This is a genomic window from Luteimonas sp. WGS1318, assembly GCF_043187535.1.
GTDB lineage: Bacteria > Pseudomonadota > Gammaproteobacteria > Xanthomonadales > Xanthomonadaceae > Luteimonas.
The window spans coordinates 3,605,407-3,618,456 of sequence record NZ_CP171131.1 but is presented as its reverse complement, the minus strand read 5'-3'; the positions used below and the strand labels follow the sequence as shown (position 1 = coordinate 3,618,456).

General features: G+C 72.4%; 14 protein-coding genes. 9 read left to right on the top strand and 5 right to left on the bottom strand.

The features are described from left to right. Positions 1 to 5 precede the first annotated feature (5 nt). The gene (locus ACF3M1_RS16505; protein ID WP_394002497.1) at positions 6 to 293 is read right to left on the bottom strand and encodes a hypothetical protein; all 288 of its coding nucleotides are present in this window, start codon (positions 291 to 293) and stop codon (positions 6 to 8) included. Positions 294 to 503: 210 nt separating this feature from the next. Between ACF3M1_RS16505 and ACF3M1_RS16500 the strand changes: the two genes are divergently transcribed. Genes ACF3M1_RS16500 through ACF3M1_RS16490 form a run of 3 tightly spaced genes read left to right on the top strand, consistent with a single transcriptional unit; the run spans position 504 to position 1,936 of the window. After that, positions 504 to 785, top strand: coding sequence for a DUF2282 domain-containing protein (locus tag ACF3M1_RS16500; protein WP_394002495.1), 282 nt, complete (start codon positions 504 to 506; stop codon positions 783 to 785). Between the two features lie 12 nt (positions 786 to 797). Beyond that, positions 798 to 1,298: a DoxX family protein gene (locus ACF3M1_RS16495; protein ID WP_394002494.1), complete on the top strand. Its 501-nt coding sequence runs from the start codon at positions 798 to 800 to the stop codon at positions 1,296 to 1,298. Further along, positions 1,298 to 1,936 (top strand): DUF1109 domain-containing protein, encoded by a 639-nt coding sequence (locus ACF3M1_RS16490; RefSeq protein ID WP_394002492.1) that lies wholly within the window; start codon positions 1,298 to 1,300, stop codon positions 1,934 to 1,936. Before ACF3M1_RS16495 ends, ACF3M1_RS16490 begins: the two co-directional genes overlap by 1 nt. Before the next feature lie 47 nt (positions 1,937 to 1,983). On the opposite strand, the gene ACF3M1_RS16485 is transcribed toward ACF3M1_RS16490, so the two are convergent. Beyond that, on the bottom strand, positions 1,984 to 3,198 hold the full coding sequence (locus tag ACF3M1_RS16485; protein WP_394002490.1) for a nitrate/nitrite transporter: 1,215 nt from the start codon (positions 3,196 to 3,198) through the stop codon (positions 1,984 to 1,986). Positions 3,199 to 3,382: 184 nt separating this feature from the next. Here ACF3M1_RS16485 and tam point away from each other — a divergent pair, with 184 nt between their 5' ends. Continuing rightward, positions 3,383 to 4,144 carry a trans-aconitate 2-methyltransferase gene (tam, locus tag ACF3M1_RS16480; protein ID WP_394002488.1) on the top strand — a complete coding sequence of 254 codons (762 nt, stop codon included), beginning with the start codon at positions 3,383 to 3,385 and terminating at the stop codon, positions 4,142 to 4,144. A 7-nt stretch (positions 4,145 to 4,151) separates the two neighbouring features. On the opposite strand, the gene ACF3M1_RS16475 is transcribed toward tam, so the two are convergent. Beyond that, positions 4,152 to 4,427, bottom strand: coding sequence for a hypothetical protein (locus tag ACF3M1_RS16475; protein WP_394002486.1), 276 nt, complete (start codon positions 4,425 to 4,427; stop codon positions 4,152 to 4,154). Positions 4,428 to 4,574: 147 nt separating this feature from the next. On the opposite strand from ACF3M1_RS16475, the gene ACF3M1_RS16470 reads away from it, so the two are divergent. The 3 genes from ACF3M1_RS16470 (at position 4,575) to ACF3M1_RS16460 (ending at position 7,524) form a co-directional block, all read left to right on the top strand. Then, entirely contained in the window at positions 4,575 to 5,018 is a 444-nt protein-coding gene (locus ACF3M1_RS16470; protein WP_394002484.1) for a DUF3597 domain-containing protein, read from the top strand. A gap of 323 nt (positions 5,019 to 5,341) precedes the next feature. Then, positions 5,342 to 6,211: a type II toxin-antitoxin system RelE/ParE family toxin gene (locus ACF3M1_RS16465; protein ID WP_394002482.1), complete on the top strand. Its 870-nt coding sequence runs from the start codon at positions 5,342 to 5,344 to the stop codon at positions 6,209 to 6,211. Between the two features lie 305 nt (positions 6,212 to 6,516). Further along, the gene (locus ACF3M1_RS16460) at positions 6,517 to 7,524 is read left to right on the top strand and encodes an aldo/keto reductase (protein ID WP_394002480.1); all 1,008 of its coding nucleotides are present in this window, start codon (positions 6,517 to 6,519) and stop codon (positions 7,522 to 7,524) included. 100 nt (positions 7,525 to 7,624) lie between these two features. Here ACF3M1_RS16460 and ACF3M1_RS16455 read toward each other — a convergent pair whose 3' ends face one another. Together ACF3M1_RS16455 and mgtE are read right to left on the bottom strand one after the other, a co-directional pair. Continuing rightward, positions 7,625 to 8,497, bottom strand: coding sequence for a hypothetical protein (locus ACF3M1_RS16455; RefSeq protein WP_394002478.1), 873 nt, complete (start codon positions 8,495 to 8,497; stop codon positions 7,625 to 7,627). Between the two features lie 179 nt (positions 8,498 to 8,676). Further along, complete coding sequence (gene mgtE, locus ACF3M1_RS16450) at positions 8,677 to 10,080, bottom strand: magnesium transporter (RefSeq protein WP_394002477.1); 1,404 nt, start codon at positions 10,078 to 10,080, stop codon at positions 8,677 to 8,679. A gap of 345 nt (positions 10,081 to 10,425) precedes the next feature. Here mgtE and ACF3M1_RS16445 point away from each other — a divergent pair, with 345 nt between their 5' ends. Beyond that, the gene (locus tag ACF3M1_RS16445; protein ID WP_394002476.1) at positions 10,426 to 12,165 is read left to right on the top strand and encodes a hypothetical protein; all 1,740 of its coding nucleotides are present in this window, start codon (positions 10,426 to 10,428) and stop codon (positions 12,163 to 12,165) included. A gap of 190 nt (positions 12,166 to 12,355) precedes the next feature. Beyond that, positions 12,356 to 13,000: an ankyrin repeat domain-containing protein gene (locus ACF3M1_RS16440; protein ID WP_394002474.1), complete on the top strand. Its 645-nt coding sequence runs from the start codon at positions 12,356 to 12,358 to the stop codon at positions 12,998 to 13,000. Positions 13,001 to 13,050 lie beyond the last annotated feature (50 nt).

Genomic DNA, 13,050 nt, shown 5'->3' with positions numbered 1-13,050 from the left:
GCAGGTCAGCGCAGGTCGCCGATCGTGCCGTTCTTGGCCAGGCACTCGCCGGCCTTCAACGCCACGAAGCCGTGGCCCGCGCAGGCGTTCATGCCCTTGCAGCTGTGCTCGGTGGTGGCGCAGTCGGAATTGCCCTTGCACTGGTGGACGCCGTAGCAGTGGACGGTGTCGTTGCTGTCGATGGCGCGGCCGGAACTGCCGGCCGGTGCAGGCGCGGCGAAGGCGGCGGCGGACAGCGCCAGCGCGGCAGCGGACGCGGCGAGGGTGGCGATCGAGCGGTGGGTGATGTGCATGTCAGGCCTCATGGGTCGATGGGAAGGGACGGAACCGCGTGGCGCCGACCCGCAGGTCGATCGCTGCAGAGGAGTTCGCAGCGGCGTGCGCCCCGGTTACAGCGCCGGAGAATTTTTTTCGGCTGTAACCGTGGCGGCGCTTCGTCCGAATCCGGTCAGGCCACCGCACATCCGCGGGGCAGCCACCCACCACACCCAGGAGTCGACCCCATGGACACCCGTACCCTCGCCCGCCTCTCCGGCCTCGCCCTCGCCGCCGGCCTGCTCGCCCAGGCCCCGACCGCCATCGCCCAGGACGCCGGCGCACGCGAGAAGTGCTACGGCATCGCCAAGGCCGGCCAGAACGATTGCGCGGCCGGCCCCGGCACCAGCTGCGCCGGCTCGTCCACGCGCGACTACCAGGGCAATGCCTGGAAGCTCGTGGCCAAGGGCACCTGCACCTCGACCCGCACGCCCGCCGGCCCGGGGTCGCTGACGCCGATCGACCGCTGACGGCGCGCCGCCATGACCCGAATGCATCCCCATCCCGGCGGCATCGTCCACCACCTCTCGGGCCCGGTCGGCGAGGGTCTGGCGCTGCTCGTCGCCCGCCTGGCCCTGGCCAGCGTGTTCTGGCGCGCCGGGCGCAGCAAGGTCGTCGAGGGCACCTGGCTGCAGATCAGCGACGGCACCCGCTACCTGTTCGAGCACGAATACGCCGGCGTGCCGCTGTTGCCGCCGGAGCTCGCCGCGCAGCTGGCGACCTGGGCCGAGTTCGGCCTGCCACTGCTGCTCGTGATCGGCCTGGGCTCGCGTCTCGCGGCGACGGGCCTGCTCGGGATGTCCGCCGTGATCCAGGCGTTCGTCTATCCTGACGCCTGGCCCGTCCACCTCGTCTGGGCCGGTCTGGCCCTGGTGCTGATCTCGCGCGGCAGCGGCCTGTTCTCGTTCGATGCCGTCCTGGCCCGCCGCGCGCGCGGCCGCGCCGGCACCGCTGACGCCGCGACCCGCCCGAGGACGACGTGATGGACCAAGACGATGCCCTGATCGCACGCCTGTCGGCGGACCTGCGCCCGGTGCGCCCGCAGCGTCCGCACGCGGGCTGGGGCCTGCTGGCGCTGGCGGTGCTGGGCACGGCGGCGCTGGTGCATCTGGGTTTCGGCCTGAAGCCCGGCATCGTCCTGTCGCCGGACGGGCGCTGGGTGCTGCTGGCAGAACTGGTGCTGGCGGCGCTCGGACTGGCCTGCGCGCTTGCGGTCGTCGCGATGGCGTCGCCGTCGCGCACCGCGCGTCCGGCCGCGTTCTGGCTGGTGGCGGCGGCCTCGCTGTTGCCGGTCGCGGGTCTCGTCGTGCTGGCGGTTCCGGGATTCGGCGACGGCGCCGTCCACAGCGAGCAGGGGCATTGGGAGTGCGCGTTGTGGGGTTCGGTCAGCAGCCTGCTCACCGCGGCCGTGCTCGTGGGCTGGTTGCGGCGCGGCGCCCCGGCCTCGCCCGCCCGCGCCGGGCTCTACACCGGCCTGGCATCGGGCGCGCTCGGCAGTGCCATCTACGGCCTTTCCTGCCCGATCACCGGCTTCGAGCATTGGGCGCTCTGGCATTTCCTGCCGGTGCTGGCCTGCGGCCTGGTCGGGCGCCTGGCACTGCCGCGGCTGCTGCGCTGGTAGCGCCGCGGCCGCGGCGGCGGCTCAATGCGTTCGTGCGGCACGCGGCCTCAGCGTGATCCCGATGCGCCTGCCGGCATCGGCCGGCGCTGCAGCGCCCACATCGCCGCGATCCCCAGCACCGGCCCGGGCAGCAGCACCAGGAACACCCAGCGCCAGCTGCCCAGCGCGCCGGCCAGCAGCGGCACGATCCAGATCGTCGCCACCGTCAGCAAAAAGCCCAGGCCCATCTGCAGCGTCAGCGCCGTGCCCACGGTGTGCGGATCGCCGTGTTCGGTGACCAGCGCCGAGAACTGCGCCGAATCGGCGATCACGCTGGCGCCCCAGACCAGGCCCAGCGTCAGCAGCAGCCACAGCGGCGCCAAGTGCGCCCAGCCCGCGGCCACGCAGCACGCGCCCGAGATCAGCAACGCCACCATCGCCGTGCGCGCGCGGCCGAAGCGGTCGGCCAGACCGCCCGCCAGCACGCAGCCCACCAGCCCGGCCGCGATCGCCGCGAACGCCAGCCACGCCGCGCGTGTGGCATCGCCGTCGACGGCCGCCGCGGTCATCGCGAACGTCGCGAACCAGGCCCACATCGCGTACAGCTCCCACATGTGGCCGAAGTAACCCAGCGACGCCAGCACCACGCCGCGGTTGCGCACGATCGCGGCGACATCGCGCAGCCGGAACGGCGCGCGCGGGAACGGATACGGCCCGTCGCGCACGCCCAGCGCGATCACCAGCGCGCCGGCCACCGTCGCCGCCGAGGTCCACACGATCACGCCCTGCCAGCGCGCCCCGCCCAGCGCGCTGACCAGGTGCGGCAGTGCCGAGCCCACCGAAATCGCACCGATCAGCACGCCCAGGGCCAGCCCGCGGCCCTGGACGAACCACGTCGCCACGAGCTTCATCGCCGGCGGATACACCAGCGCCAGGCAGGCGCCGGTGGCCATGCGCGCCAGCAGGAGCTGCGCCGGCGATTGCGCGGCGAGCACGAGTGCATTGGCCACCGCCGCGCCCAGAGCCGCGACCACGATCAGCCGCCGCGCCGGCAGCCGGTCGGCCAGGCCCAGCGCCGCCGACCCCAGCGCGCCGGCCACGAAGCCCAGCTGCACCGCGATCGTCAGCCACGCACCGAAGGCGTCACCGAAGCCCCAGGCCGCGCGCAGCGGACCGAGCACCGCGCTGGCCGAAAACCACGGCGACATCGCCAGTACCAGCGACAGCGCCATCAGCAACAAGGTGCGGGTGCGGCCATTCGGCGCGGCGCTCGCGGCAGTCATGGGGGGGCGCCTCGGCGCGTCGTCGGTGCACTCATGCGTCATGGTGCCCGGTCGGCGCGCCGCCGTGCATCGCGCGCGTCGGGAGCGTCGTGTCACGGCCCGCGCCGGCCGCACGACGTCGCGGGTCAGGCCGCGCCGACGGGACGCGCAGTACGATGGCGCGCTCCCGCAACGGAACGCGCGCATGCCCTGGTCGGCCCGGCAGTACAGCCGCTTCGAGGACCAACGCACACGACCCGCGCGCGATCTCGTCGCCGCGATTCCCGACACCCGCGTCCATCGCGCGGTGGACCTGGGCTGCGGCCCCGGCAACTCCACCGCGGTACTGGCCGCGCGGTATCGCGGCGCGGCGATCCTCGGCCTCGACAGCAGTGCGGACATGATCCGGGCCGCGCGCGCGCGTCTGCCGGAGATCGCCTTCGAGGTCGCCGACATCACCGACTGGCGCGCCGATGCGCCGGTCGATGTGATCCTCGCCAACGCCTCGCTGCAGTGGCTGCCGGACCACGCGCGGCTGTATCCGCAGTTGCTGGCCCAGCTGGCCGAGGGCGGCTGCCTGGCCGTGCAGACACCGGACAACCTCGATACCCCGCCACACCGCGTGGCCCGGGCCTTGGCCGCCTCCGCGCGCTGGGCGCCCACGCTCGGCGAGATCGCGCACCCGCCACGGCATCCAGCCGCGTGGTACCACGCGCTGCTCACGCCGCTGTGCCGTCGCGTCGACCTCTGGCGCACAACCTATTTCCATCCCTTGCCGGACCACGGCGCGGTGGTCGAGTGGTTCGAGGGCGCGGCCCTCGGCCCCTATCTCGCGCCGCTGGACGACGGCGCGCGGCGCGAATTCCTCGACGCCTACCGCGCCGGCATCGCACAGGCGCTGCCGGCGCAGGCCGACGGCACCGTGCTGCTGCCGTTTCCGCGGCTGTTCGTAGTGGCGCAGGTGTAACGCGGAGTCAGCCGATGCGCAGCGGCGCATCCTGCAACTGCGACGTCGCCGACGGTGCGGGATCGGGCATGTCGATATCGATCGGCTTGCGTGTCACCCACGCCAGGACCATCCACAGCACGACCATGCCGAGGAAGAGCGTGGCGGCCAGCCCGATCACGATCTTGAAGACGAGATGGGTCCAAGGCGGCGGTCGACGCGGATACCCGCATTGCGCGCATGTCGCGGCGCGGTCGCTGATTTCACGGTTGCATTCTTTGCATTGAACAAGGGCCATCGACACATCCTGTGGCTGAAGGAAAGCGCGGACGGTCCCCAGAGCACACGGCCGCGCGGCTACAGCCTACCGTCGCGCACGCGCACGGTTCTTTCATGCGGCCTTTGCGAACGCCGCCACACACTCGCCGCTCCCTTCACCGGAGTGACCCGCATGGGCCTGTTCTCCAAGATTTCCGATCGCATCTTCGGCCGCAAGACGGCGCCTGCATCCACGCCGGCCGCAGCCGCGAAACCCGCTGCGGTGATCTTCACCGGCAGCGAGCACGATCCCAAGGTCTCGCCGCCGGCGCGCACTCCGGCGCCGGCCGCGACGCCCGCACCGGCAGCGCCTGCCGAACCGGTCGACGTCGAGGCGGTGCTGACCGGCCTGGCCGCGGAGCAGGGCGGCGCGAGCGACTGGCGCCGTTCGATCGTCGACCTGCTGAAGCTGCTCGATCTCGATTCCAGCCTCGACGCGCGCAAGGAACTCGCCGCCGAGCTCGGCGTCAACGCCGGCGCCCACGGCAGCGCCGAGCAGAACATCGCCCTGCACAAGGCGGTGATGCGCAAGCTGGCCGAGAACGGCGGCAAGGTGCCGGACGATCTGAAGGACTGACGCGGGCGCTGCGCCCGGGCCGGCATCGCGCATGCCGGCCCGGGTCGTTTCCGCGTCGACCCGGGTGCGCGCGGATGCCACCCGGCTGACGCGCGCGGACCTGCACGTCGAACCGGCGCCTGGCCCGCACCCGGATGGCCGCCCGATCCGCGAGCAGGTCACCGCGTCGTCCGTACCGTCACCACTCCCGCACCTGCACGACGGCGTGAACGCGATCCGGATCCGGCGGTGCATCCGTGCGCGCTCGCGTTACGATGCCGATCCCCACGTCGCACCGCCAGATCCCGCATGAAGGTCCGCACCTCCGACGCATCGTCGGCGGCATGAGCACGGCGTCGCATCGCGCGGGTGCCCGCGCCGAACCCCGTATCGAACGCCTGCAGCGCTGGATCGCCGGGTGTGTGAGTGCGTTGTTGCACGTGCTGTTCGCCTGGCTGCTGCTCACGGCCCAGCCGATGGTGTTCACGCCGCCGCAGGGGTCGTCGGCCGGCAGCCCCATGGTCGTGGAGTTCGTCGGCGTGACCCCGCCGCAGCCGGTCACCGCACCGGTGCCCAGCCCGCCGCCGACCACGCCGCCTGCGCCGGCCGCACCCGCGCCGTCGCGCGTCGTGACCACGCGCGTCGAGGAACCGGCCGAGCCGCTGCCGCCCGACGAGACCCCGCCTGCGGAAACCGTGGCCGAACAGGCCCCGCCGCAGCCGGCGCCGCCCGCCGTGCCCACGCCGCCGCAGCCGGTGCAGTCGCGTGCTGCCGCCAGCCCGCCGGATGCGCAGCGTCGCGCGCGGGTCTGGGGTCAGCCGCCCGGCATGCTGCCCGAGGCCACCGCGCCGGTGAACGCCGGCCGCGAACGCACCGCGCGCATCGGCCAGGGCCGCGGCCGGGACTCGACGTCCAACCAGCCCAGCCTCGAGGTCGGCGGCTACCAGGTGATCTACGACACCACCAGCGAATCGCGGCTGCGCCAGTGGCGCGACGAAGGCGTCACCGAACTCTTCATCCCGCTGCCGGGCACCCGCGACTACATGGTCTGCCCGCTGGAAACCGCCCTGCGCCGTGAATCCAGCGATTGCCGGATGCTCGCCCCGGAAGATCCGGAGATGGCCAACGTCCGCGATTCGCGCGAGGTCATCGGTTTCCACCGCGTCTACCGTCGCGGCGAAGTGGTCTGGCGGGGGCCGGGGCCGTACCGCTGAGGCCGATCCCGCGCCGCGGTGCGCCATCGTCGCCACGCTGGATGATCACGACCGGCGGACACGCGAACGCCAGGCGCCGTCTGCGTTGTTCCCGCAGTGCACACGCCTCCGCTGCGCGCGCGCCGGCGGATCGATGACATCGGGAGGCGGGCGATGGCCGGTCTCGCCATGGCACCCGGGCGGCCATCCACCCTTGCGCTGTCAGGGAATTCCGAAACGTCGCCACCACGTTCCCTGAAGGTGAAACGCGGCATCGTGTGCGGTCGATGCGGCACGGCCGCGACGCGTCCCCCCAAGGAGATTCCATGGCACTCACCGACATCCTGCCCGGCACGCTCGGCTTCGGCACCGCGCCGCTGGGCAACATGTTCCGCGACATTCCCGACGCCGAGGCCCGCGCCACGGTCGACGCCGCGTGGGACGACGGCATCCGCTACTTCGACACCGCGCCGCTGTACGGCGCCGGCCTGGCCGAACTGCGCCTCGGCGAGGCGCTGGCCGAACGCCCGCGCGCCGACTACGTCATCAGCACCAAGGTCGGCCGGCTGATCCTCGATGAAAAAGAAGACGTCAGCGCCCGCGACCAGGGCGAGAAGGGCGGGCTGTTCGCGCACGGCCGCGACAACCGCGTGGTCAACGACTACAGCTACGACGCCACGCTCCGCTCGATCGAAGACAGCCTCGAGCGCCTGCGCACCGACCGCATCGACATCGCCTGGGTGCACGACGTCGCCCAGGATTTCTACGGCGACGCCTGGCTCGAAAAATTCGAGAGTGCGCGCACCGGTGCGTTCCGCGCGCTCGACCGTCTGCGTGACGAAGGCACGATCAAGGGCTGGGGCCTGGGCGTGAATCGCGTCGAAGCCATCGAGCTGCTGCTCGATCTCGACGAACCGCGGCCCGACGGCTGCCTGCTCGCCGGTCGCTACACGCTGCTCGATCACGACCGCGCGCTGCAGCGGCTGATGCCCAAGGCCGCCGAGCAGGGCGTGGGCATCGTCGTCGGCGGGCCCTACAGCTCGGGCGCGCTGGTCGGCGGGCCGAACTTCGAATACGCGCCAGCGACGCAGGCGATCCTCGACAAGGTCGCCCGCATCAAGGCCATCGCCGATCGCCACGGCATCAGCATGAAGGCCGCCGGCCTGCAGTTCCCGCTGTCCAATCCGGCCGTGGCCGCGGTGATTCCGGGTGCGAGCCGGCCGAGCCGCATCGCTGAAGACCGCGCCGCGCTCGAGGAAACCGTGCCGGCCGCGTTCTGGCGCGATCTGCGCGAGGCGAAGCTCGTCCACGCGGATGCACCCTTGCCCGGGTAAGCCGCACGGCGCGTGACCGCGCCGGTCCCTGCACACCGGCGCGGTCGCTGATGCGGCCAGCGCGAGACCGGTATCGCCGCGCTTCGCATCGCGCCGGCACTCAGGGAAGCGCCTCAGTGCCTCGCGCCGCCGCGCCGATGAACGCACCGCCGGCCACGTCGCCGGCCTGCCAGCCGCGGTCGGCATCGAGCCCGGTCACCCACCAGGTATGCGCATCGATGCGCAGCGGCCCGCGCACGCGCTCGTGGAAGCGCGTCGGCAGCATCACGCCGTCGAGTGCGCGGTAGCCGGTCATCGTGGTGTCCACATGTGCGCCCTGGGTGGTCGGAAAGCCGTTCAAGGTCAGATGCACGCGGTGCAGCAGCTGCGTTCGTGCATCGAACCAGGCGATCACCGTATCGTTCGCGGCCTCGCCGAAGCCCGGGGCGATCTCCACGCGCACGCGCTGATAGCGGATGCCGGCGTCGTCGGCATCCGCCATACGCGTCACCGCGGTCGCGCGCGCGGCGAGGAACGACGGCCCGAAATGGAACAGCTCGAACGCATCGGTGGTCATCGCCGCGGCTTGCAGTATCTCGGTGTCGGTCGCGCGCACGCCGTCGTAGACCACCTCGATCGCGCCGGGCGTGCGCACCACCTGCTTCACGCCCTTCGGCCCCTGGTAGCGGATCGCGTGCACGCCGGTCGATGGCGAATAGCGGGTCTCCGCCGTCACCCGGTAGCCGGCATCGGTGACCACCGGCTGGATGCGCTGGATCAGGGTTTCCCAGCGCCCATCGCTCGCGTAGTTCAGATCGCCCGCGCGCGTGCGCAGGTCGCCGCCATGTGCAGCCACGCCGCGCGCCAGCACCGCCGCGCCATCCAGCCCGTCGGCCGCTGCATACGGCGCGGTCGCGCGTGGAAAGCCGGTGGCGCATCCGGCCAGCCACGCCGCGGCCACCAGCAACAGCAGAATCCGGTTCACGGTGTGCATCGCGGGCGCTCCTTCGAATGGCCTGCTCCGCTTACGGCGCAGGCACGTCGATGGATCACCGCCCAGTCCGATCGCCGGTGCGACCGGACGGCACGCAGCGCATGCACGCGCCGGTCTCCACGCCCGCCGGACGTCGGAGCGCAGCCTCCCGGGCCCACGCCGAACCCGGCGTCACCGCATCACGACCCCAGCACCACCCTGGCGATGCCGAAATACACCAGCACGCCGGCCACGTCGGCGATCGACGTCACCAGCGGGCCGCTGGCGGTGGCCGGGTCCAGCCGGAACTTCGACAGCGCGAACGGCAGCGACATGCCGATCAGGCTGCCGATCAGCACCACCACCAGCATCGTGATCGCCACCACCAGGGCGATGTCCGGGCCGCCGCGCCACACGCCGATCGCCGAGATCGCGACCGCCATCGTCACGCCCAGCAGGCCCGCCACCAGGATCTCGCGGCCGAGCATGCGGCTCCAGTCCTGGGCGCGCACGTCGCCGGTGGCCAGCGCGCGCACCATCAGCGTGGCCGACTGTGAGCCCGCATTGCCGGCGCTGGCGATCAGCAGCGGCAGGAAGAACAGCAGCGCCAGATGCGAGGCGATGGTGTCCTCGAAATGGGCGATGCCCGCGCCCGAGAAGATGTTGCCGAACACCAGCAGCACCAGCCAGAACACGCGCAGCCGGTACAGCTGGCGGATCGAGGCGCCGCGCACCGTGCCCGCCAGTCGACCGGCGGTACCGCCGGCCAGCAGCGCGTCTTCGGTGGCCTCGGCCTGCACCACGTCCATCGCATCGTCGGCGGTGACGATGCCCACCAGGCGGCCGTCGTCGTCGAGGATCGGCAGCGCGATGAAGTCGTAGCGCCGGATGCGCTCGGCCACCACTTCCTGGTCGTCGCCGACGCGCGCGACGATGGGATTGGCCTGCATCAGCTCGGACACGCGCGTCTCGGGCGCGGCGGTGATCAGGCTGCGCAGCGAGGTCACGCCGATCAGCCGGCGCTCGTCGTCGATGACGTAGGCGGTGTAGATGGTTTCGGTGTCGGGCGCCACGCGGCGCAGTTCTTCCACGGCCTCGCGCGCGGTCAGTCCGGGGGCCAGCGCGGCGTAGTCCGAGGTCATGATCGCGCCGGCGGTGTCGCGGCCGTAGGCACTGAGCCGGCGGATGTCCTCGCGCTCGGCCTGGGCCAGCGCCGGCAATACCTGGTCGCGCAGTGCCGGCGGCAGATCGTTGAACAGGTCGGCACGCTCGTCCGACGACATGTGTTCCAGCAACTCGGTCAACGGCGCGCGCGGCAGCAGGGCCACCAGTGCGGATTGCATGTCCAGCGGCAGATAGCCGAACACGGCCGCACGCTCGGCCGGCGCCAGCAACAGCAGCGCACGCGCCGCGTGGGCCGCGTCGAGATGGGTGAAGGCATCGGCCACGTCGGCGGCCAGTGCGTCGGCCAGCCAGGTTTCCAGCTGGCGGCAGTCGTCGCGTTCGAGGCAGCGTTCGATCTCGCGCGCGGCACGGGCCCGGTCGAAGGGGCTGTCGGTGGGGGCCAGGCGCGGCCCGAGAAGCGGATTGCGGAGTTCGATCATGGGGTCATCCTTCGCCGGCGGCCGCGGCGGAGAACGACCGGACCTCAGGCGGCCGTCGTCTCCCCCGCGCGGCCGATGGCGCGCTGGGTGGCAGGTGCGTGGGGCGGTCGACTGTCGGTGTCCATGTGCGGAGAGAAGCGGGCATGGCCGGGGGTGCCAGTTTACCGGGCACCGACATGCGGTGGCACGCAGCCCGCGCGCAACCGGCGACGCGCCGGTCGTTTCCTGGGCATCGCATGCGTGCCTCGCGTGCGCCACGACGCAGCGGTCTAGGGTTGCCCCGAGTGTTGCGGCCGCGGGCGGGCGGCTAGGGTCGATACCGACATCCCCGCGAATGGATTCACCATGCTCACCATCGGCGATACCGGGCGCACCCATGCCATCGCACAGCACACCGCGCCGCCACCGCCGCCGCCGGTGGCCAACGACATCCGGGCCGGCAACCACGGCCTGAGCGAAAGCATCCGCGGCACCGCGTCCGACGCGCGCGACCCGCTGTTCGCGATGATGGCCAACGGTGCCTATGCGCCCGACAGCCCGGAATACCGCCAGGCCCTGCAGGACGCCGGCTGGACCGCGCTCACCCCGCACGCCGACGGCCTCAGCCTCGCCGACGCCCACGGCAACCGCATTCCGATCGACCCCCAGCTGCTCACCGACGACCGCTCCGGCTTCCACGCCGAGATCTACCAGCACGAGGACGGCGGCTACGTCGTCGCCTACCGCGGCTCGGAGATCGGCGGCGATCCCAGCCAGTACATGGACTGGGTCAACAACGGCCAGCAGGGCCTGGGCATGGATGCCTCCCAGTACAGCAGCGCCATCGAGCTCGCCAAGCGCGCCGAGCACGTGTTCGGCGATGGCAACGTGGCCGTGACCGGGCATTCGCTCGGCGGCGGCCTGGCCTCGGCGGCCGCGCTGGCCACCGGCGCCTCGGCGGTCACGTTCAACAGTTCCGGCCTCAGCAACAACACGCTGGAAAGCCTGGGCTTCAATCCCAACGCCATCCGCGAACAGGCTGCCGAGACCGGCCAGATCCGTCGCTACGCCGTCAACGGCGACCAGCTGACCGCCGCGCAGGAAGACATTCCGCTGCTGCCGTTCGTCGGCTCGCCGCCTGACGCGGTGGGCTATGCCCTGCGTATCGATGCGCCGCCGGGCACCGGCTTCGGCAGCCTGCATGGCGGCGGCGGGCCCGATGCGGTGTACGTCGAGGCGTTCAACCACGCCAGCCCGACCGATCCCGCGCTCGGCCCGAGTGGTGGGCAGTGGTTGGGCAGCGTGGTCAACGGCGGCATCGACGCGGCTGGCAACACGCTCGCCGAGGGCATGGACGCGCTGGGCGACCAGCTGCGCAGCGGCCCCGGCACCACGCCGCAGAGCTGGGTGGTCGGCAGCCTGCTCAACGGCGCCAGTGTCGTGGTCGACCATGCCAGCGACGCCCTCGGCGACGCCGTCGGCGCCACCACGGCCGTGGCCGGCGACACACTGGTGGCCGGCGCGCAGGCCTATGGTGATCTGCAGTTCAACGCGTTGGCGTCCGGCATTCGCGAGGCCGTCGATCTCGGCGGCGATGTCGCCGGCACGTTCTCCGAACTGAAGGCGGGTGCCGGCGAGGTGTGGGCCGATGCGCGTGATGGCCGCACCGTGGCCGCGGGCTTCGGCCTGGTCGGTGACGTCGCCGACGCCGCCGTGGACACCGTGGGTGACGTGCTCGACGGCGCGGTCAGCCTGGTCGGTGACGCCGCGCAGAACAGCGCCAACGCCACCGGCGGCTTCGTGCGTGATCTGGGCCGCATCAGCGGCCTCGAGACGCCGGCCAATGCCGTCGCCGGTGTGGTTGAAGGCGCCGGCAGCGCGGTCAGCCGTGCGGCCGAAGGCGTCGGCAGTGCCGTCGACGTGGCCGCCGACCGGGTGGGCGACGGTCTCGAAGTGGCGGCCGATTTCGTCGGCGACGTGGGCCAGGGCGTGAGCGACTTCGCCGGCAACGTGGCGCAGGGCGCCGCCGACGGGGCCCGCAACCTGGGCCGCGGCATCGCCAATGGCGCGGGCCGTGCGCTCGATGCCCTCAATCCCTTCAACTGACGCCGCGCATGTCTGAGCCGGCCCGCACCCGTGGCGTGGCGCGCCGCTTCGCCGTCGCCGCGCCTGCAGCCGTTTTAACGCGCGCTGCGGCATGCTGCGCCGCATGACCCGCCGCCGATTCCCGCTCCCGCACCTGTCGCTGGCCGCGCTGATGCTGGCCGCCTCCGGTTGTACGCAAGGACACGACGCCATGACCACGAACGCACGCACGTTCGACAATCCCGCACAGGCCCCGTTCGTCACCGCGCTGCGCGACGGCGATGCATCGCTGGCCCGTGAACTGCTGGCCGCCGGCGCCAATCCCGACGCCACCGCCGAGGACGGCACCCCGGCGCTGAACTGGCTGATCCGCCAGGGCGACCGCGACGCCGTGCGCCTGCTGCTCGATCTCGGCGCCGACCCCGCGCGCGGCGACGCCAAGGGCCGCACCGCATTGCACGAAGCGGCGATGTCGAAGGACCCGGACTGGATCGACCTGCTGCTCGAACACGGCGTGCCGGTCGACGTGCCCAACACGCGCAACGGCCAGACCGCGCTGTTCGACGCGCTGCGCGCGCGTGAGCCCGACAACATCGACCGTCTGATCGCCGCCGGCGCCCGGCTCGACGCGCGCGATGCCGCCGGCACGACGCCGCTGCACCAGGCGGCGCTGGTCAACGACATTCCCTCGGTCAAGCGCTTCATGGAGGCCGGCGCCGACCCGCGCGCCGTCGACGACACCGGCGCCACCGTCGCCAGCTATCTCTACGACGGCGATCCGTCCGTGCTGGCCGCGCCCGTGCGGCGGGATTACGAGTGGATCCGCGAGCGCCTGGACACCGCGCCCGCGCACTGACGTCGCCGCCGCGGCGGCCCTGGCGCCGATCACCCGCCGCGCCCGCATTC

Coding starts and splice junctions, on each gene's coding strand:
- mgtE (WP_394002477.1), bottom strand. CDS start 10,080: ATGATCGAACTCCGCAATCCGCTTCTCGGGCCGCGCCTGGCCCCCACC.
- ACF3M1_RS16460 (WP_394002480.1), top strand. CDS start 6,517: ATGGCACTCACCGACATCCTGCCCGGCACGCTCGGCTTCGGCACCGCG.
- ACF3M1_RS16455 (WP_394002478.1), bottom strand. CDS start 8,497: ATGCACACCGTGAACCGGATTCTGCTGTTGCTGGTGGCCGCGGCGTGG.
- ACF3M1_RS16445 (WP_394002476.1), top strand. CDS start 10,426: ATGCTCACCATCGGCGATACCGGGCGCACCCATGCCATCGCACAGCAC.
- ACF3M1_RS16465 (WP_394002482.1), top strand. CDS start 5,342: ATGAGCACGGCGTCGCATCGCGCGGGTGCCCGCGCCGAACCCCGTATC.
- ACF3M1_RS16470 (WP_394002484.1), top strand. CDS start 4,575: ATGGGCCTGTTCTCCAAGATTTCCGATCGCATCTTCGGCCGCAAGACG.
- ACF3M1_RS16490 (WP_394002492.1), top strand. CDS start 1,298: ATGGACCAAGACGATGCCCTGATCGCACGCCTGTCGGCGGACCTGCGC.
- ACF3M1_RS16505 (WP_394002497.1), bottom strand. CDS start 293: ATGCACATCACCCACCGCTCGATCGCCACCCTCGCCGCGTCCGCTGCC.
- ACF3M1_RS16485 (WP_394002490.1), bottom strand. CDS start 3,198: ATGACTGCCGCGAGCGCCGCGCCGAATGGCCGCACCCGCACCTTGTTG.
- ACF3M1_RS16500 (WP_394002495.1), top strand. CDS start 504: ATGGACACCCGTACCCTCGCCCGCCTCTCCGGCCTCGCCCTCGCCGCC.
- ACF3M1_RS16495 (WP_394002494.1), top strand. CDS start 798: ATGACCCGAATGCATCCCCATCCCGGCGGCATCGTCCACCACCTCTCG.
- ACF3M1_RS16440 (WP_394002474.1), top strand. CDS start 12,356: ATGACCACGAACGCACGCACGTTCGACAATCCCGCACAGGCCCCGTTC.
- tam (WP_394002488.1), top strand. CDS start 3,383: ATGCCCTGGTCGGCCCGGCAGTACAGCCGCTTCGAGGACCAACGCACA.